Here is an 18,924-nt window from a genome sequence, read left to right as displayed (position 1 = left end):
ATGAAAACGGGCCCGATCGGGCCCGTTTCTTTTTGACAAACGCCGGACTTACTCCTTGGCGTCGCCCGCTGACTTGCTCAACTTCACCGGATAGCGGTCCCGCAGGGCGGCCACGTAGGCACGCAAATCCTCTTCCGCCAACAGGCGCCCGTACTGCGACGCGAGATCAGCGCGACGCGGGTCGTTCGGCGCCAAGGCAGGCTTGGTCACCTTCGAGATCTTGAACACCGCGTAACCCTGCCCCGGAACTTCGATGCCAGCGAATGCAGGCAACTTGTCGACCGGCGTGCGGAACACGGCCTTCAGCGCATCCAAGGGCAAAGGCCCCGGCTTGGCGCGCGACACCTCACCCGTTTGACCGAACTTGGCTTCAACAGCCTCACCCTTGCGAAGCTTGGCGATCTGCGCCTCGCCATCCTTGGCTGCCAGCTTGATTGCCTCGTCAACCGTGAGCTTCTGCTCGATCGCAGCACGCACCTCTGCAAACGGACGGATCGCCGCTGCTTTGTGCTCCAGCACGCGAAGCGAAACCATCGAGTTGTTGCCAAGATCGATCGCCTCAGTGTTGCGGCTATTCTTGACCGAGTCAGCCGAGAACACGGCCGCCATCACCTTCTCATTGTTGAAGGGCGCCGGGAGCCCACGGCCGCCTTTGGCAATCCAGTCGCTTTGACGAAGCACAAGCTTGTACTTCTCCGCAGCAGGCTTGAGACTATCGGGTTGCTCGTAAACCGTATTACCGAAGCTGTCGGCGACTTCCGCATAGCGCTTTGCGGCAGCCGACTGCTTGAGCTCGACGGCGATCTCACCCTTGACCTGATCAAACGACTTCACACCGCCACCGCGTACCTCTTCGAGCTGAATAATGTGATAGCCATAGTCGGTCTCGACAACTGCGCTGATCTGCCCAACCTTAAGGCCGAAGGCGGCATCCTCGAAGGGTTTCACCATCGCGCCACGCGCGAAGAACCCAAGATCACCGCCATTCGCCGCCGAGCCGGGATCCTGCGAATTCGCCTTAGCCAGCACAGCAAAGGAATCGGGCTTGGCCACAACTTGCTTATGCAGCGCCTCTGCCTTGGCCTTGGCCGCAGCGCGCTTGTCGGCGCCGGCATCCTTGGCGGCCTCGATCAGGATATGCCGTGCGCGACGCTCCTCCGGCGCCGCGTAGCGCTTGGGGTCCGCATCGTACTGCTTGCGAATCTCATCGTCTGACACGCTAACCTGAGCGCCAAGCTCATCCTGCGAAAGCACCAGATACTCGACCTTCACCTGCTCCGGCGTTTCGTAGCGAGCCTTGTTCGCGTCGTAATCCTTCTGGGCAGCATCTGCAGCCAGCTTCACCTGTGGCAGATAAGTCGCCGCAGACAATGACCACATGGAAACTTCGCGCGTCTCATCCTGCAACGTGAGCCAGCGGTCAACAACCGCGGCCGGCACAATCGCAGAACGCCCCACGCCAGCAATCAGTTGCTGCTGCGCCAGATCCTGCGCAAGGCCGGCCTCAAAGCGATCGGGCGAGTACCCGCGAGCGGCAAGCATTTGCTCATAGCGCTTCTGCGAGAATTTGCCCTCTTCCTGAAACGCGGGGATGCCCGCAATCATCTGCCGGAGCGATTCAGGCGTTGCACGCATGCCGCTTGAGTCCAGCTGCAAGCGCAACAAGCGCTGATTGACCAGACCATCCACCACCGAGCGCTTGAGCTCCGGCCGCTGCATGATGGAAGGATCAAACGCCTCACCGAGCTGACTGCGCAGCCGGTCCTGCTCTTCACGCAAGGCTTGATCCAACTCTTGCGCGGTAATCTTGCTTCGACCCACCTTCGCAACGTAATCATCCTTACCCAGAAACTGCAGGTAGGACTCGATACCAAAGAACGCGAAGGTAATCGCGATGAGCGCCAGAATGACCTGGACAATGCGTTTGTTACTGCGGACGGCGTCGAACATGCTTCGAACGGGGGACCAAGAAAAGTGGATACAAAAAAGGCGAACTTCCGTTCGCCTCGTGTTGGCGGAGTGGACGGGACTCGAACCCGCGACCCCCGGCGTGACAGGCCGGTATTCTAACCGACTGAACTACCACTCCGCGCTTGATTGTCCAGCCAGCCATGGCTGGTGGGTGCTGACGGGCTCGAACCGCCGACATTCGCCTTGTAAGGGCGACGCTCTACCAACTGAGCTAAGCACCCGCCTTGCCGACCCGCAACCGATTCAGCAGCGAGCCAGTAAAGCGCATTAGTTTAGCGCATCCTTCAAAGCTTTGCCAGGGCGGAACTTTGGCACCTTGGCCGCCTTGATCTTGATTGTGGCCCCAGTGCGCGGATTGCGGCCAGTTCGCGCCGCGCGCTTGCCTACCGAGAAGGTACCAAACCCAACAAGGGTAACGTCATTACCCTTTTTCAACGATTGTTTGACGGCAGCAATGGTTGCGTCCAGCGCGCGCCCCGCCGCAGCTTTTGAAATTTCAGCCTGCTTTGCAATGACTTCGATCAGCTCGGATTTGTTCACAAAAGCCCCCTCATTTTTTCGGTAGTGGGAAATGGAATCCTGCAAGCCAATGCTGGCGCGGGTAAATGCCAATTCCCACGCATCCAAAAGCCTGTCAGGACTTTATAAACGAGCGGAAAGCGCGGTGTCAAGCCGCTTTGCGGCGGATCCGACGGGGACGGCGCAGGCCAAAAATGAGGAAGGGGCGATCCGCCGCAAAGCAGATCACCCCCTTGAATTCCGACCCGGGAACTCAGTGCTTCAGAATTACACCAGCAACGTCTTCAACCGCTTGCGGTGGCGTCGCATCCCCATCCGAAACGAGTTCTGCGATCGGCTCTGGTGCGCGCTCAAGCGCCAGTTCAAGCACCTTGTCAATCCATTTGACCGGAATGATCTCCAAGCGATCACGAATTTCAGGTGGAAGATCCTGCAGGTCCTTCACATTCTCTTCTGGAATCAGGGCCGTACGAATGCCGCCCCGCACCGCCGCAAAGAGCTTCTCCTTCAAACCGCCAATCGGGAGAACCTCGCCGCGCAAGGTGATTTCGCCAGTCATCGCAACATCCGCGCGAACCGGGATACCAGTCAAAACGGACACAAGGGCGGTCGCGATCGCGATCCCTGCTGACGGGCCATCTTTCGGGGTGGCACCCTCGGGCAGGTGAATGTGAATGTCGCTCTTCTGGTAGAAATCGTCTGAAATCCCGAGCTGCTTGGCACGCTTGCGCACCACAGACAGCGCGGCCTGGATCGACTCCTGCATGACTTCGCCAAGCTTGCCCGTTGTCTGAACCTTGCCCTTGCCGGGCAAAACAACTGACTCGATGGTCAGGAGCTCGCCGCCAACCTCGGTCCAGGCCAAACCGGTGACTTGGCCAACCTGGTTTTCCTTCTCGGCGACACCAAAGGCATAGCGACGCACGCCGAGGTATTTGTCTAGGTTTTTCGCATTAACGATGACTTTGCTCGTCCTGGCACGCAGCACGATAGCCTTGACGACCTTGCGACAGATCTTCGAGATCTCGCGCTCTAGGCTACGAACACCCGCTTCGCGCGTGTAGAAACGAACGATGTCTCGCACCGCATCTTCAGTTACAGACAACTCTTCGCGCTTGATCCCGTTGTTCTTCATCTGTTTCGGAATCAAATAGCGCTGAGCGATGCTGACCTTTTCATCTTCGGTGTAACCCGACAAGCGAATGATTTCCATCCGGTCCAGCAAGGGCGCAGGAATGTTCAGGCTGTTCGCAGTCGCCACGAACATTACATCTGACAAGTCGTACTCGACCTCGATGTAATGGTCGACAAAGGTGCTGTTCTGCTCAGGGTCCAACACTTCCAGCAGCGCCGAACTTGGATCACCACGGAAGTCCGCACCCATCTTGTCAACTTCGTCGAGCAAGAACAACGGGTTGCGAATCCCGACCTTTGTCATGTTCTGCAGGATCTTGCCGGGCATCGACCCGATGTAGGTGCGGCGATGCCCCCGGATTTCGGCCTCGTCACGAACGCCGCCAAGACTCATCCGGACAAACTTGCGGTTCGTGGCTTTGGCGATCGACTGCCCAAGCGAAGTCTTGCCAACGCCAGGCGGCCCAACCAAACACAAGATTGGCGCCTTCAATTTGTCGACGCGCTGCTGCACTGCCAAGTATTCGAGAATCCGCTCCTTGACCTTATCCAGGCCAAAGTGGTCTTTATCGAGCACCTTCTGTGCTTCGGCCAGATCCTTGCTGATCCGCGACTTCTTCTTCCACGGAAGCCCAACCAGGGTTTCAATGAAATTGCGAACGACGGTCGCCTCGGCAGACATCGGCGACATCATCTTGAGCTTCTTGAGTTCGGACTGCGCCTTCGCAGCCGCCTCTTTGCTCATACCGGAAGCCTTGATCTTCTTTTCGAGCTCTTCGAGATCCGCACCCTCTTCGCCTTCGCCAAGCTCCTTCTGGATCGCCTTGACCTGTTCGTTGAGGTAATACTCGCGCTGACTCTTCTCCATCTGGCGCTTGACGCGGCCACGGATGCGCTTTTCAACCTGAAGAATGTCAAGTTCGGTCTCAAGCTGCGAGAGCAGCTTTTCCATGCGCTCAACAACGCTCGTCAATTCAAGCACGCCCTGCTTTTGCTCTAGCTTGAGCGGAAGGTGTGCGGCAATCGTGTCGGCCAGGCGCCCAGGCTCGTCGATGCCAGACAGGGAGGTAAGGATCTCCGGCGGAATCTTCTTGTTCAGTTTCACATACTGATCGAACTGCGCAAGGATCGCGCGGCGCATTGCTTCGACTTCGTGGTTCTGAACCTCGTCGCCCCTGAGCGGCGTTACTTGGGCAACAAAAACCGAACCTTGGTCTTCTACCGCATCCAGTTGGGCACGCTGAAAGCCCTCGACAAGCACCTTCACGGTGCCATCGGGCAGCTTGAGCATCTGCAGAATATTGGCCACGCAGCCGATGTCGTAGAGATCCTCGGCGGTGGGTTCATCCTTGGCTGCTGACTTCTGAGCAACAAGCAGAATGCTCTTGCCAGCCTCCATCGCGTTCTCAAGCGCCTTGATTGACTTCGGGCGCCCGACAAACAGCGGGATGACCATATGAGGGAACACGACAACATCCCGCAGCGGCAGCAACGGGAGTTCAATCTGTTCCGGAGGGAGGTCGGGCAAGCTTGACATGTTTGTTTCCTTGTAAGCGTGTTCCGGGGATATGGGGATCCCCGGTGCGCGTTTCAAGCCGACCAGTCTGTCGGGTCAGTTTGCGCCGGAGACTTTGGGCTGATCCGCGTAAATCAGCAGCGGCTTGCCTGTCCCGTCGATCGTACTGTCGTCGACGACGACCTTCGAGACGTTCTCCATTCCCGGCAACTCGTACATGATGTCGAGCAGTGTGCTTTCAAGAATCGATCGCAAACCACGCGCGCCGGTTTTGCGCTTCAGCGCCTTGCGGGCAATCGCCTGCAAAGCGGTGGGACGCACCTCAAGCTCGACACCTTCCATCGAGAAGAGCTTCTGGTACTGCTTGACCAAGGCGTTCTTCGGTTCGACCAGAATCTGGATCAACGCCGTTTCGTCCAACTCCTGCAAGGTCGCAACGACCGGCAGGCGCCCGATGAACTCGGGAATCAGGCCGTACTTGATCAGATCCTCAGGCTCGACCGAACGCAGTGCCTCACTGACGTTACGACCGTCACGACTGGTCACAGCAGCACCGAAACCGATACTTACCGCCTCGGCACGATTACGGATGACCTTGTCGAGCCCGTCGAATGCACCACCACAAATGAACAGGATATTGGTCGTGTCGACCTGTACGAAATCCTGATTCGGGTGCTTCCGCCCGCCTTGGGGCGGCACGGCCGCGACCGTACCTTCGATCAGCTTCAACAGGGCCTGCTGAACCCCCTCACCCGATACGTCGCGGGTAATCGAAGGGTTATCCGCCTTGCGCGAAATCTTGTCGATCTCGTCGATGTAAACAATACCTTGCTGGGCCTTGTCGACATCGTAGTCGCACTTCTGAAGCAACTTCTGGATGATGTTCTCGACGTCTTCACCCACGTACCCGGCTTCGGTCAGGGTGGTTGCATCGGCCATCACGAACGGTACGTTAAGCAAACGGGCCAGCGTTTGCGCGAGCAACGTCTTGCCCGACCCGGTAGGTCCGATCAACAGGATGTTGCTCTTCGAAATCTCGACATCGTCGTTCCGGTTCTGATGCCGCAGACGCTTGTAGTGGTTGTACACCGCTACAGAGAGAATGCGCTTGGCCGGATCCTGTCCAATCACATACTGATCAAGGATGGCACCGATCTCTTTGGGAGTCGGCAAATCGGTCCGATCTGCCTTCGCGGCGGTGTCGCCACCGACCTCATCACGGATGATGTCGTTGCAAAGCTCGATGCACTCGTCGCAAATGAACACCGACGGGCCCGCGATGAGTTTGCGGACCTCGTGCTGGCTCTTGCCGCAGAACGAGCAATACAGCAGCTTCTCGCTACCGGTTTTCTTGTCAGCCATGCTCGCGCTCTCGTTCAGTTACGTACAGATTACCCGCTGACCTGCGCACGGTTCGCCAGAACCTTGTCGACCAGTCCGTAGGTCACCGCCTCATCGGCGGACATGAAGTTGTCCCGATCCGTGTCGCGCTCAATCTGCTCGACCGACTGCCCGGTGTTGCGGGCAAGGATGTCGTTGAGCTTTTCACGCAAGGAAAGGATCTCGCGTGCGTGAATCGCGATGTCCGAGGCCTGCCCCTGGAAGCCGCCCAAGGGCTGGTGAATCATGATCCGCGAATTCGGCAGAGAAATCCGCTTGCCTTTGGCGCCCGCAGACAGCAGGAATGCCCCCATGCTTGCGGCCTGCCCGACACACAAGGTGCTAACGTCCGGCTTGATGAACTGCATGGTGTCGTAAATCGCCATGCCGGCAGTAACCGAACCCCCGGGAGAGTTGATATAGAAATAGATATCCTTGTCCGGGTTGTCTGCCTCGAGGAAGAGCAACTGCGCGACCACCAGATTGGCGGTTGCATCATTGACGGGTCCAACGAGGAAGACAATGCGCTCCTTGAGCAGACGCGAATAAATGTCGTAGGCGCGTTCGCCACGACCACTTTGTTCGACGACCATCGGGACCAGACCGAGGCCCTGAGGATCCCAGTCTGACTGCCATGAAGCGTTGGTTCGGTTGCCGTTCATATAACCCTTCCGCTTAGCGGTTGGTGTTTCCCATCAATTCGTCGAAGGCCACCGGCTTGTCGGTTGCCTGCGCGGTCTTGAGAACCCACTCAACCACGTTGTCTTCAATCACGATAGCTTCCGCTTGCGCCAGGCGCTGCGGTTGCGAGTAGTACCACTTTACGACTTCTGCCGGATCTTCAAAGCTCGACGAGTAGTCATCGACCATAGCGCGAATCTGTTCCGGCTTGGCGTGCAACTGATTCTTCTTGACGACCTCAGCAAGAACCAAGCCAAGCTTCACGCGACGCACAGCCTGATCGGCGAACCATGCCGGCTCGATCGGCATCTTGGCAACGTCCATGCCACGCGATGCGAAATCCTGACGGGCATTCTCCGCCAACTGGGCGCTTTCCGTCTCGACCAGCGCCTTGGGCACTTCGATCGGATTGCTTTCCAGCAGCAGGTTCATCGCCTGCTCCTTGACCTTTGCCTGAATGCGGCGACGCACTTCGCGCTCAAGGTTGGCCTTCACTTCATCGCGCATCTTCGACACATCGCCGTCAGCAACGCCGAGCGACTTGGCAAATTCCGCATCGATTTCGGGCAGCTTTGGCGCTTCGACCTTCTTGAGCGTGATCTCGAACTGAACGGTCTTGCCCGCCAGATCCTGCGCTTGATAGTCAGTCGGGAAGGTCAAATCGAAAGACTTGCTTTCACCAACACTGACACCCTGAACCTGGGTCTCGAAGTCGGCCAGCATGCTTCCGCCACCAATGACGAAGGGGAAGTCTTCTGCCGTGCCGCCCTGGAACGGCTCACCGTCCTTCTTGCCAACAAAGTCGATCGTGACTCGATCACCAGCCGCTGCTGCGCGATCTGCTGCCTCGAACGTGGTGCGCTGCTTGCGCAGGATTTCGATCGTGCGATCGACTTCCGCATCGCTGACAGTCAGAACCGGACGCTCGATCTGCTTGCCACTGATGTCGGCCAGCTCGAACTCGGGATAGACCTCGAACACGGCGGAGAATTCCATTACATCCTTCGCATCGCCCGGCTTGGCTTCGATGCGCGGATAGCCTGCAACGCGCAGGTTTTGTTCGCGAACTTTGTCGCCGAATGCCTTCTCGACTGCGGCGCCGATGGCTTCTGAACGAGCTTGCGGACCATGCGTCTGCGAGACGATCTTGAACGGCACCTTGCCCGGCCGGAATCCAGCCATCTTGACGGTGCGGGAGAGCTTCTTCAGGCGCGCTTCGACTTCGCGTTCGATGTCAGCGACAGTCACCGACATGTCGATGCGGCGCTCGAGCGCGCCAAGCGTCACTTCGTTGGTCTGCATTCAGTGTATTCCTTGGATGACGACAGATGGACGCTTCACAAACAGCAGGCAGCCGCTCGCGCGCGCCGCTGTCAGACGAAGAGCCCGCCGGTAGGTTACGGTGGTTCTCGAAACCTTCGATTCTAACACAGCGGATTCCGCCATTCCGAGACTGAGCATGCGGCGCGCTGCTCCTGACTGGGCGCGCCGTCATGTCGGGCCACGGCGCCTTGGCTGGCGTCGGCGGCGCATGTGCTTGCAAATCCGGCTGGCGCAAATGGCGTTCGGGAACCAGACTCACATCAAGCCGGTCTTCACCCAAGACGATCTGCAAAGATGGACTCAACTTCACCCGCAGGACGTCCGTTAAGGAATGAGCGTACGGCAAACGCCCGAACAGTCGGGCTCGACGTAGAGGAGGTTCGGTCATGAGCATCTTCGCTGCCTATCAGGCCCGTTTTGACGCAACCAAGGAGGAGGAGCTCTCGATACAGGAGTACCTCAACCTCTGCCGCTCCGATCCGCTTGCCTACGCAACCGCGGCCGAGCGGATGCTGATGGCGATTGGCGAGCCGGAGATGCTGGACACCCGGCTTGATCCCCGGCTTTCGCGGATCTTCTCGAACAAGGTCATCAAGATCTACCCCGCGTTCAAAGAGTTCTACGGCATGGAAGAGGCGATCGAGAATATCGTTGCTTACTTCCGCCATGCAGCGCAGGGGCTGGAAGAAAAGAAGCAGATTCTCTATCTGTTGGGGCCGGTGGGCGGGGGCAAGTCGTCGTTGGCTGAGAAGCTCAAGAGCCTGATCGAAAAGATGCCGTTCTACGCGATCAAGGGCTCACCGGTGCATGAATCGCCGCTGGGGCTCTTCGATCTGACCGAAGACGGCAAGATTCTCGAAGACGACTATGGCATCCCGGCCCGGTATCTCAATACGATCATGTCACCGTGGGCGGTGAAGCGTTTGCAGGAGTTCAACGGCGACATCACCAAGTTCCGCGTCGTCAAGTTGCGCCCCTCGGGCTTGCACCAGACCGCGGTCGCCAAGACCGAGCCCGGCGACGAGAACAACCAGGACATTTCCTCCCTGGTGGGCAAGGTGGATATCCGCATGCTCGACCGCTACTCGCAAAGCGATCCGGACGCGTACTCGTACTCGGGCGGACTTTGCCTGGCCAACCGCGGCATGCTTGAGTTTGTCGAGATGTTCAAGGCGCCGATCAAGGTGCTGCACCCCCTGCTGACTGCAACGCAGGAAGGCAATTACAAGGGCACCGAGGGCTTCGGGGCGATCCCGTTCGACGGCGTAATCCTGGCCCACTCGAATGAGTCCGAGTGGATGCAGTTCCGCAACAACCGCAACAACGAAGCCTTCCTCGATCGGATCTACACCGTGAAGGTGCCGTACTGCCTGCGGGTATCGGAAGAGATCCGGATCTACGAGAAGCTGCTGCAGAACAGTTCGCTATCGGCAGCGCCCTGCGCGCCCGACACGCTGCGCATGCTGGGCCAGTTCGTTGCGCTCTCGCGCCTGAAAGAGCCAGAGAACTCCAGCATCTACTCGAAGATGCGCGTCTACGACGGTGAAAACCTCAAGGACACCGACCCCAAGGCCAAGTCGTATCAGGAGTATCGCGACTACGCGGGTGTCGATGAAGGCATGGCCGGGCTATCCACCCGCTTCGCCTTCAAGGTGCTCTCCCGCGTGTTCAATTTTGACCATCGCGAGGTAGCTGCAAACCCGGTACACCTCATGTACGTACTCGAACAGCAGATCGAGCAGGAGCAGTTTCCGCCCGAGGTAGAGCAGCGCTACAACGCCTTCATCAAGGAGTTTTTGGCGCCCCGCTACGCCGAGTTCATCGGCAAGGAAATCCAGACCGCCTACCTCGAAAGCTACTCGGAGTATGGTCAAAACATCTTTGACCGTTACGTGATCTACGCCGATTTCTGGATCCAGGATCAGGAGTATCGCGACCCGAACACCGGCGAGATCTTCAACCGCTCCGCGCTCAACGACGAGCTGGAGAAGATCGAAAAGCCGGCCGGCATCAGCAACCCGAAGGACTTCCGCAACGAGGTAGTCAACTTCGTGCTGCGGGCACGCGCCAAGAACAATGGCAAGAACCCGAGCTGGACGTCCTACGAGAAGCTGCGGGCGGTGATCGAGAAGAAGATGTTCTCGAACACTGAAGATCTGCTTCCGGTGATTTCCTTTACGCCCAAGGGCAGCCAGGAAGAACAGAAGAAGCATCAGGACTTCGTCAACCGCATGATTACCAAGGGCTACACCGAAAACCAGGTACGGCTGCTGTGCGACTGGTACCTGCGCGTGCGCAAGTCGTCGTAAGCGCAACGCTTCCCTGAACGATGGCGCCGCCACGCAAGTGGTGGCGCGAGGATGCCCACGATGGTTCGCATCATCGACCGGCGGTTCGATAGCAAGAACAAGAGCGCGGTTAACCGCCAGCGCTTCTTTCGCCGTTTCAAGCAACAAATCCGCAAAGCGGTTGCCGACGCGATCGACGGTCGTTCGATTCGCGACGTCGACAACGGCGAGAGTGTCTCGATTCCGACAAAAGACATCTCCGAGCCGCAGTTCGGTCTGGGCCGCAGCGGCGAATGGGAAACCGTGTTTTCCGGTAACGACCAGTTCGCAGCCGGCGACGAAGTGGACCGCCCGCTCGGTGGCGCCGGCGGATCCGGCAAAGGCAAGGCGAGCAACGAGGGCGAGAGCACCGACGACTTCGTCTTCCAGCTCTCACGCGAAGAATTCCTCGATGTGTTCTTCGACGACCTCGCGCTGCCCAACCTCGTAAAGACGCAGCTCGCCGCGATTCCGGAATACAAACTGCAGCGCGCGGGTTTCACCTCCAGCGGCACGCCCGCCAACATCAACATTGTGCGTTCGCTGCGCGGCGCACTCGGGCGGCGCCTCGCGCTGGGCTCCCCGTTTGCGGCCGAACTGCGCGATGCGCGCGAGCGGCTCGAGCAGCTCCGCCTTGAGCGCGCAGAAACCGACCCCGAAGTCGAACAGCTACTCGAAGAAATCGCCCGCCTGCGCGCCAAGATCGAAGGCATCCCTTTCATCGACAAGGTGGACCTGCGCTACAACAACCGCATCCGGATTCCCAAGCCCTCGACCCGCGCGGTGATGTTCTGCGTGATGGACGTGTCCGGCTCGATGGACGAAGACAAGAAGGCCACCGCTAAGCGCTTCTTCATGCTGCTGTATCTCTTCCTGACGCGGAACTACGAAAAGATCGAGGTGGTGTTCATCCGGCACCACACGGTTGCGAAAGAAGTCGACGAAGAAGATTTCTTCCACTCGCGCGAATCCGGCGGCACGGTGGTCTCAAGCGCACTCGAGCTAATGAAGGACATCATCCAGGAGCGCTACGCCACCAGCCTCTGGAACATCTACGGCGCGCAGGCGTCCGATGGCGACAACTGGGAGAACGATTCACCGCATTGCCGCGAGCTGCTCGCTGACAACATCCTGCCCTTCGTGCAGCACTTCGCTTACATCGAGATCACGCCGGGCGAGCCGCAGAACCTGTGGCGAGAATACGAGAAGCTGCAAGGCAGTCATGGCAACTTCGCGATGCAGCGGATCGAATCGCTCGCCAACATCTATCCGGTGTTCCGCGAACTCTTCAAGAAAACCACGGCATGAAGAAACGTCGCAGCAAGCCCCTCCCCGCGCCAGCCGAGTGGACCTTCGAGTTGATCGACGAGTATCAGCGCGAAATCGCTCGGGTCGCAGAGAGCTTTGGGCTCGACACTTACCCGAACCAGATCGAGGTGATCACATCCGAGCAGATGATGGACGCCTACGCCTCGGTCGGTATGCCGGTGAACTACCACCACTGGAGCTTCGGGAAGCATTTCCTCTCCACCGAAAAAGGCTATCGGCGCGGCCAGATGGGCCTGGCCTACGAGATCGTGATCAACTCCAACCCTTGCATCGCCTACCTCATGGAAGAGAACACCATGACGATGCAGGCCCTGGTGATCGCGCACGCAGCTTACGGCCACAACTCATTCTTCAAGGGCAACTACCTCTTCCGCACCTGGACCAATGCGGACGCCATCGTCGACTACCTGATCTTCGCGCGGAGCTACATCAGCCAGTGCGAAGAGCGCTACGGCGAAGAAGAGGTGGAACTGCTGCTCGATTCCTGCCACGCGCTGATGAATGTGGGCGTCGACCGCTACAAGCGCCCGCCGAAGTTGTCGCTCGAAAAGGAACAACTGCGCCAGCACGAGCGCGAGGAATACCTCCAAAGCCAGGTGAACGACCTGTGGCGAACCCTGCCCGCGCACGACGTGCGGCCAAGCGAAGTGCAAGCCGTGCGTTTTCCGCCCGAGCCGGAAGAGAACGTGCTGTACTTCTTCGAGAAACACGCGCCGCTGCTGGAACCCTGGCAACGCGAGGTCGTCCGCATCGTAAGAAAGATTGCGCAGTACTTTTTCCCGCAACGGCAGACGCAGGTCATGAACGAAGGCTGGGCCACGTTCTGGCACTACACCTTGCTGAACACGCTGTACGACGAAGGTCTGCTGACCGACAGCTTCATGATGGAGTTTCTGCATTCCCACACCAACGTGGTGATGCAACCGCCCTACAACGTGCCTTGGTACTCCGGCATCAACCCCTACGCGCTGGGCTTTGCAATGTGGACCGACATCCGGCGCATCTGCGAGCACCCAACCGATGAAGATCGGCAATGGTTCCCGGACATCGCTGGCGGCAACTGGTGCGAAGTGTTCGATTTCGCGATGCGCAGCTTCAAGGATGAAAGCTTCATCGCGCAGTTCCTGTCGCCCAAACTGATGCGCGATTTCAAGCTTTTCGCGGTGCTCGATGACGACCGCAAACAAAAGCTGCACATCTCGGCGATTCATGACGAAGCGGGCTACAAGCTCATTCGCCAGAAGCTTTCCGACCAGTACAACATTGGCAGCCGGGAACCGAGCATCCAGGTCTGGAATGTCGATCTGCGCGGCGATCGCTCGCTGACCCTGCGCCACCACGCTTACCATCGCCGCCCGATCGGCGAAAGCATGGACGAAGTGCTAAGGCATGTTGCGCGGCTGTGGGGTTTTAACGTGCGGCTGGAAACCCAGCACGAGGACGGCCACGTCGAAACCCTGCGCGAGTTACGGTTCGAGCGGCGCCAGCCGCGCACGCCCTGAGGCCAAGCAATGGGCCCGGTCAGCCGCCAGGCGTCTGGAATGCGCCAGGCGACCAGCGCTTGGGTGCCACTGCACGTATCTGCACCGGATGCACATATTCCGCCGTGGGCGTGAGGTCGAAACTACCGGCAAACCCCGCCTTCTCGGCCGCACCCAGTAGCTTCGAATCGTTGCGCAGTCGGTAATCGTCGCGCTGCGGGCGCACGAAATCCGGCCAATCACCCTCCACGTTGCCCAGACTCTTCTGCGCGGGCAGATCAATGCTCGCGGCACGCCCCACCAGCACATTGTTCACCGCCAACAGCGACACCCCATCCCGGGCATCAAGCATTCTGGCGCCCTGCGGCCTATCGTTAACAATCGTGTTATGCGACAGGTAGAGTGCATTCGTCGGCCAAGCCAGGCCCTCGGCACCCATGCTGATGATCTTGAAGTTCTCGCTGCTGCTCGACTGCTCGATCAGGTTGCCAATCACCACCGCGATGCCACCTGACGGAAACTCCAGCTCATAACTGGCCTTGCCGGCGATCTCGTCAGTCAGGCGGTTGTAGAGGATGCGGTTGTCGCGGGCGCGCGACTTGAGCAGATGCCCCACCTTCGCATGGTGAAAGTAGCTGCCAGAAACCTTCAGACTCGCAATCTTGCCGGCGTACAGGTTGTGACTCTGCCCGTCGCCAGCGCCGTTGTGGCCGAACTCACTGCGTTCTACCTGGAGTTCGATCTGCTCGTTGTTCGAGGTCAGGATCCCGTTCTCGTTTTCGAGAAACTTGCAGCCCACCACGGTCAGCTTGCCGGTTTCGAGACGGATGCCTGCGCCGTTCTTGTCGCGCACCTTCGCGCCGCGAAACTCCAGGTTCTCGATCCGTACCCGCTCTCCGCGCACCACGAAGATGCCCTTGCCTTCGGCCGACGCCCCCATCGCAAGCAGGCGGGGCATGCCTCCGACACCACGAATCGTGAGGTCCTTCTGGCTCCACACCGCCACGTCGCCACGGTATTCACCCGCCGTGATTTCGACGACGTCACCGTCTTTGGCCAGGCGCGCGGCATCTGCAATTGTGCGGATCGCTTCGTTCGGGCCCACGCGCAGCGTTTCGGCGAGCGCCGGGGACGCGCTGGCCAAGGCCATGAGCAGTGTCAGGATTTGAGTTTTCATGCGACAAGGATGCCGCATGCCGCGCAGATCGTGAAGCCTAGGTGTTTGCAGGCGCGACCTTCGCATCGCAGTGCGTTGCCGCCGGCATCAGATGGCGCATCCGAACCGCCGGCGCAAGACAATACCCTTGGGGCGCTTTGCGCGCCGGTCAAAACCTGTCGGCGTAGCGCTCGGTTTCCCAGCTATGCACTGCGCGTGAATACTCGATCCATTCCATTCGCTTGAAGCGACAGAACTCGGCGGTGAAAGCCGAGCCAAGGGCTTCGCCCAGCACGGTATCCGCCTCCAGCGCACTCACCGCATCGCCCAGATTGCCGGGCAACTGGCCAAGACCGCGTTCCCGCAGCACGCTCAGCGGCAACTCATACGCATCGTCGCCGAAGGGCGCGCCAGGCTCAAGCGCGCGGGCCACCCCATCAAGCCCCGCGGCAATCACCGCCGCCAGCGCGAGGTAAGGGTTCGCCGACGCGTCAGGCAGGCGCCATTCAAGCCGCGAATGCGCCACGCGGACGAGCATGGTCCGGTTGTTGTCGCCATAGCCGATATGCGCGGGCGCCCATGTCGTGCCAGAAAGGGATTCGCCCACCACCAAGCGTTTGTAGGAATTCACCGTGGGCGCACACAGCGCCGCGAGCGCCGGCGCGTGATGCAGCAGCCCCGCAAGAAAGTGATACCCCGTTCGCGACAGGCCAAGCCCTTGCGCATCACTGCGATCAGTGAACACCGCGCCCCCTGCTTCGTCTGCAATCGACAAGTGAAAATGCAGGCCGCTGCCCGGCATGTTCGCGAAGGGCTTGGGCATCATCGAGAAGACCATGCCCAGCGACTCGGCGATCGAGTGCGCCGCCATCTTGAACAGCATGAATCGGTCTGCCGCCGTCAGCGCATCGCTGTAGTGGTAGTTCAGCTCGTACTGGCCACTCGCGTCTTCATGGTCGATCTGGAAAACGTCGAGCCCACAGGCCTGCAAGGCATCAGTCAGCGCACCGAGAAACGCCTGCTGGCGTGTGAGCGACTTGTAGTCGTAAGAAGGCTTCTCGAGGTGATCGTGCGCGTCAGCCGGGCGCACACTGCCATCGGCATTACGTTGCAGCAGGAAGAACTCCGGCTCAAGGCCGGCATTCAGCGTCCAGCCGCGCGCGGCGAGGCGTTCGACCTGGCGGCGCAGGATCTGGCGCGGGCAAAGATCGAATGGCTCGCCACCGACGTAGCCATCGCACACGATGCGCGCATGGCCCGGCAGCCAGGGCAAGACCTGAGCCGTCGTGATGTCGCCACGGCCATAGTACTCAGAGCGCAGACCGTGCCGCGGCAGGCCGGTGCCCCAGATCGAAGGGCCGGAGAATCCCGCGCCCGGCAAGAACACGTCCTCCAGATGCGCGAGCGGAATCGTCTTGCCCTTGGCAACCCCCTGGATATCGGTGAACTGCGCGAAAACATAGCGCACGCCCGCTTCGCGCAAACGGGCCTTGAGCATTTCAACGCTATTGAGTTCTGCACCGTTGGCCATGGTCATGGCGATTCCCTCTCTTTGTCGTGTTTCAGCGTGGCGCGTGCATCGCGCGCCACCTCTTGTGTCAATGCAGGATCCGCCCGTCAGTGCCCAGAACGACGAGTTCGCCGGCGTTACGGTCGCGGTCCTCGCGTTGCAGGTGTAGCACCACGCCCCCCACATCCACCGTCTTGCTGCTTTCCAGCGCCTTGCGCAGCGACTCACGCGTCGGATTGGCAGCAGATTTGCGCATCGCATCGACGATCACTCGCGCAGCCATGCAGCCCTCGAACGTGAATTCGTCAGTCGTCTTTCCGGCCTTGCGCATCAACGCGTCGAGGTCGCGCGCCAGCGGCACGCTCTGATTCGCTGGCGAGGGCACAGCCAAGCCGATACCGACACCGCGCACCGTCGCACCCATCAAACGGGTGAGCGGGCGCGAACCGACATCGCCGAAAGCCAGCAACTGCCCTGCGAAGCCCGCCTTGCGCAAGCGCAGGAACAGGTCGGCCGTCGATTGATACCCCGAAAGGGCAATCACCCCTTCAGGCTTGGCGTTGAGTATTGCGGCAGCCTGCTTGTCGAGTTCGACCGAACCGAGTTCTGCCTCTGCAATTGCCACCAGCTGCACCCCGTTTGCCGCCGCTGCTGCACGCACGATCGGCACCAGTTCGACGCCTTCTGCGTCACGCGTCGCCAGCACGGCAAGGCGCTTGATGCCCAATCGTGCGCCCTGCGCAACCAGACCGCTCACGATGACCTTGTCCGGGCTGCGGATCGGGAACACCCAACCACCGCCATCGCCGATGACCGCCGCGCCACCTGACATTGGCGCGACCAGCGGAATCTTTGCCGCGTTGGCACGCTTCACCGCAGCGCTCGACGCGGGGCCGCTGAAGAAGCCTGTCAGCACGAGCACACCGTCCTTGCCGGGCGCCTCCCAGCCTTTCAGATCTTCCGCGGCCAATTCCGCTTCCGTCTCGTCGGAGACGCGCAGCGCAAGCGCTCTTCCCACCGGGTCGGCCGCCAGGCAGGCCTTGAAGCCATCCAGAAAGCTCAACCCGATTTCCGCCGAAACCCCGGACAGCGGCAGGCTGACACCTACCGCCGCCGCGGGTCGTGCGGTCTGTGCGGCACTCCCCCCGGATGCGCACAGAAATGCCAGCGCGCCGGCAATGCCGACCAGCGCGCGCAGCAGAGAGGAGCCGGGCATCAACAGCCCTGCAAAGCTTCGGCGAGGATCCCCAGGGCCTCGTCGAAGATCGCGTCGGGTGTCGTCAGCGGATACAGCAGGCGCAGCACGTTGCCGTAGACGCCGCAGGTCAGCAGTATCAAGCCCTTCTCCAGCGCCTTGGCCTGCACGCGCTTGGTGAAATCGGCATCCGGGTTGCCAGTGGCCGGGTCGTTGAACTCGACCGCAATCATCGATCCAGGCCCGCGCACATCAACGATCTGCGGCACCTTGGCGCGCAGGCCTTCGAGGAAGCCGCGCAGCTTTTCACCCAACACGTTCGCGCGCTCGATCAGGCCCTCCTCTTCGATGACTTCGATCACCGCGTGCGAAGCAGCAATCGCCATCGGGCTACCAGCATAGGTGCCGCCGAGGCCGCCGGGCAACGGCGCGTCCATGACCTCGGCACGACCACAGACGGCGGACAGCGTGGTGCCGCCGGCCATGCTCTTGGCCATGGTCATGATGTCCGGGAGCACCGGGTAGTGCTCCATCGCGAACCACTTGCCGGTGCGGCCGAAGCCGGTCTGCACTTCGTCCACAACCAGCAGGATGCCGTGTTCGTCGCACAGCTTGCGTAGCGCGACCATGAAGTCGACCGGCGCCTGATAGAAGCCGCCCTCGCCCTGCACCGGTTCGAGGATGATTGCCGCGACGCGCGCGGGTTCGATGTCGGACTTGAACAGGTGTTGGATGTAATCGAGCGAATCCTGCACGCTCACGCCGTGCAGCGGCACCGGAAACGGTGCGTGGAAGATCTCGCCCGGGAAGGGGCCGAAGCCAACCTTGTAGGGCACCACCTTGCCGGTGAGCGCCGCGGCCATCATCGAGCGGCCATGGAAAGCGCCGGAGAAGGCGATGATGCCGGAGCGCTTGGTCGCAGCGCGCGCGATCTTCACAACGTTCTCGACCGCCTCGGCACCGGTGGAGAAGAACGCGGTCTTCTTGGCGTGGGTGCCGGGCGTCAGCTGGTTGATCTTCTCTGCCAGGGTGACGTAGCTCTCGTAGGGCACGACCTGGTAGCAGCTGTGCGTGAAGCGTTCGAGCTGCTCGGCGACGGCGGCCATCACCTTCGGGTGACGGTGGCCGGTGTTGAGCACCGCGATGCCGCCGCCGAAATCGATGTAACGGCGCCCTTCGACATCCCACAGTTCCGCATTCTCGGCGCGGTCGATGAAGAACGAATTGCCGACAGCGATGCCGCGCGGCGTGGCGGCGAGACGGCGTTCGTGGAGTTCCTTGTTGCTTGGCATGTTAGTGGTCCATCAAAGTCAAAATCGTTCACCGCAGAGACGCGGAGACGCAGAGGGCCGCGGAGAAATACAACAGGGCGCTCGGATGGCGGTTCGCTCTGCGGCCCTCT

13 protein-coding genes and 2 tRNA genes are annotated in these 18,924 nt (G+C 60.1%); 3 read left to right on the top strand and 12 right to left on the bottom strand.

The features are described from left to right. Nucleotides 1-48: 48 nt before the first annotated feature. The 8 genes from OPU71_RS09930 to tig all read right to left on the bottom strand — a co-directional run bounded on the left by OPU71_RS09930 (nucleotide 49) and on the right by tig (nucleotide 8,503). Nucleotides 49-1,950: a SurA N-terminal domain-containing protein gene (locus OPU71_RS09930; protein WP_267727801.1), complete on the bottom strand. Its 1,902-nt coding sequence runs from the start codon at nucleotides 1,948-1,950 to the stop codon at nucleotides 49-51. A gap of 62 nt (nucleotides 1,951-2,012) precedes the next feature. Continuing rightward, nucleotides 2,013-2,089: transfer RNA gene (locus tag OPU71_RS09925), tRNA-Asp, on the bottom strand. A gap of 27 nt (nucleotides 2,090-2,116) precedes the next feature. Then, nucleotides 2,117-2,192, bottom strand: a tRNA-Val gene (locus tag OPU71_RS09920). Between the two features lie 46 nt (nucleotides 2,193-2,238). Then, nucleotides 2,239-2,511 carry an HU family DNA-binding protein gene (locus tag OPU71_RS09915; RefSeq protein WP_267727842.1) on the bottom strand — a complete coding sequence of 91 codons (273 nt, stop codon included), beginning with the start codon at nucleotides 2,509-2,511 and terminating at the stop codon, nucleotides 2,239-2,241. Nucleotides 2,512-2,743: 232 nt separating this feature from the next. Then, complete coding sequence (lon, locus tag OPU71_RS09910; RefSeq protein WP_267727800.1) at nucleotides 2,744-5,161, bottom strand: endopeptidase La; 2,418 nt, start codon at nucleotides 5,159-5,161, stop codon at nucleotides 2,744-2,746. A gap of 75 nt (nucleotides 5,162-5,236) precedes the next feature. After that, nucleotides 5,237-6,502 (bottom strand): ATP-dependent Clp protease ATP-binding subunit ClpX, encoded by a 1,266-nt coding sequence (clpX, locus tag OPU71_RS09905; RefSeq protein WP_267727799.1) that lies wholly within the window; start codon nucleotides 6,500-6,502, stop codon nucleotides 5,237-5,239. A 29-nt stretch (nucleotides 6,503-6,531) separates the two neighbouring features. Beyond that, nucleotides 6,532-7,182 carry an ATP-dependent Clp endopeptidase proteolytic subunit ClpP gene (gene clpP / locus OPU71_RS09900; RefSeq protein ID WP_324256053.1) on the bottom strand — a complete coding sequence of 217 codons (651 nt, stop codon included), beginning with the start codon at nucleotides 7,180-7,182 and terminating at the stop codon, nucleotides 6,532-6,534. 13 nt (nucleotides 7,183-7,195) lie between these two features. Then, nucleotides 7,196-8,503: a trigger factor gene (gene tig, locus OPU71_RS09895; protein ID WP_267727798.1), complete on the bottom strand. Its 1,308-nt coding sequence runs from the start codon at nucleotides 8,501-8,503 to the stop codon at nucleotides 7,196-7,198. Between the two features lie 407 nt (nucleotides 8,504-8,910). Between tig and OPU71_RS09890 the strand changes: the two genes are divergently transcribed. Genes OPU71_RS09890 through OPU71_RS09880 form a run of 3 tightly spaced genes read left to right on the top strand, consistent with a single transcriptional unit; the run spans nucleotide 8,911 to nucleotide 13,682 of the window. Further along, nucleotides 8,911-10,833, top strand: a complete 1,923-nt coding sequence (locus tag OPU71_RS09890; RefSeq protein ID WP_267727797.1) for a PrkA family serine protein kinase — start codon at nucleotides 8,911-8,913, stop codon at nucleotides 10,831-10,833. A gap of 60 nt (nucleotides 10,834-10,893) precedes the next feature. After that, nucleotides 10,894-12,159, top strand: a complete 1,266-nt coding sequence (locus OPU71_RS09885) for a YeaH/YhbH family protein (RefSeq protein ID WP_267727796.1) — start codon at nucleotides 10,894-10,896, stop codon at nucleotides 12,157-12,159. Further along, the gene (locus OPU71_RS09880; RefSeq protein ID WP_267727795.1) at nucleotides 12,156-13,682 is read left to right on the top strand and encodes a SpoVR family protein; all 1,527 of its coding nucleotides are present in this window, start codon (nucleotides 12,156-12,158) and stop codon (nucleotides 13,680-13,682) included. The genes OPU71_RS09885 and OPU71_RS09880 overlap by 4 nt, the downstream gene beginning before the upstream one ends. 19 nt (nucleotides 13,683-13,701) lie before the next feature. Here OPU71_RS09880 and OPU71_RS09875 read toward each other — a convergent pair whose 3' ends face one another. The 4 genes from OPU71_RS09875 to gabT form a co-directional block, all read right to left on the bottom strand. Continuing rightward, nucleotides 13,702-14,838: a hypothetical protein gene (locus tag OPU71_RS09875; protein WP_267727794.1), complete on the bottom strand. Its 1,137-nt coding sequence runs from the start codon at nucleotides 14,836-14,838 to the stop codon at nucleotides 13,702-13,704. 148 nt (nucleotides 14,839-14,986) lie between these two features. Further along, a complete protein-coding gene (gene glnT / locus OPU71_RS09870) occupies nucleotides 14,987-16,354 on the bottom strand; it encodes a type III glutamate--ammonia ligase (protein ID WP_267727793.1) in 1,368 nt (455 codons plus the stop codon). A 61-nt stretch (nucleotides 16,355-16,415) separates the two neighbouring features. Further along, nucleotides 16,416-17,543, bottom strand: coding sequence for an ABC transporter substrate-binding protein (locus tag OPU71_RS09865; protein WP_267727792.1), 1,128 nt, complete (start codon nucleotides 17,541-17,543; stop codon nucleotides 16,416-16,418). Continuing rightward, a complete protein-coding gene (gene gabT / locus OPU71_RS09860; protein ID WP_267727791.1) occupies nucleotides 17,543-18,814 on the bottom strand; it encodes a 4-aminobutyrate--2-oxoglutarate transaminase in 1,272 nt (423 codons plus the stop codon). Before gabT ends, OPU71_RS09865 begins: the two co-directional genes overlap by 1 nt. Nucleotides 18,815-18,924 lie beyond the last annotated feature (110 nt).

The sequence above is a fragment of the Niveibacterium sp. 24ML genome (genome assembly GCF_026586805.1).
Lineage (GTDB): Bacteria > Pseudomonadota > Gammaproteobacteria > Burkholderiales > Rhodocyclaceae > Niveibacterium.
Note: the sequence above shows the minus strand (reverse complement) of the source record. Positions and strands in the feature narration are given on the sequence as shown.

Excerpts from the sequence above, each read along its gene's own strand:
- OPU71_RS09885 (WP_267727796.1), top strand. The coding sequence starts at position 10,894 with ATGGTTCGCATCATCGACCGGCGGTTCGATAGCAAGAACAAGAGCGCG.
- OPU71_RS09865 (WP_267727792.1), bottom strand. The coding sequence starts at position 17,543 with ATGCCCGGCTCCTCTCTGCTGCGCGCGCTGGTCGGCATTGCCGGCGCG.
- glnT (WP_267727793.1), bottom strand. The coding sequence starts at position 16,354 with ATGACCATGGCCAACGGTGCAGAACTCAATAGCGTTGAAATGCTCAAG.
- OPU71_RS09875 (WP_267727794.1), bottom strand. The coding sequence starts at position 14,838 with ATGAAAACTCAAATCCTGACACTGCTCATGGCCTTGGCCAGCGCGTCC.
- OPU71_RS09930 (WP_267727801.1), bottom strand. The coding sequence starts at position 1,950 with ATGTTCGACGCCGTCCGCAGTAACAAACGCATTGTCCAGGTCATTCTG.
- lon (WP_267727800.1), bottom strand. The coding sequence starts at position 5,161 with ATGTCAAGCTTGCCCGACCTCCCTCCGGAACAGATTGAACTCCCGTTG.
- clpX (WP_267727799.1), bottom strand. The coding sequence starts at position 6,502 with ATGGCTGACAAGAAAACCGGTAGCGAGAAGCTGCTGTATTGCTCGTTC.
- clpP (WP_324256053.1), bottom strand. The coding sequence starts at position 7,182 with ATGAACGGCAACCGAACCAACGCTTCATGGCAGTCAGACTGGGATCCT.
- OPU71_RS09880 (WP_267727795.1), top strand. The coding sequence starts at position 12,156 with ATGAAGAAACGTCGCAGCAAGCCCCTCCCCGCGCCAGCCGAGTGGACC.
- tig (WP_267727798.1), bottom strand. The coding sequence starts at position 8,503 with ATGCAGACCAACGAAGTGACGCTTGGCGCGCTCGAGCGCCGCATCGAC.
- gabT (WP_267727791.1), bottom strand. The coding sequence starts at position 18,814 with ATGCCAAGCAACAAGGAACTCCACGAACGCCGTCTCGCCGCCACGCCG.
- OPU71_RS09890 (WP_267727797.1), top strand. The coding sequence starts at position 8,911 with ATGAGCATCTTCGCTGCCTATCAGGCCCGTTTTGACGCAACCAAGGAG.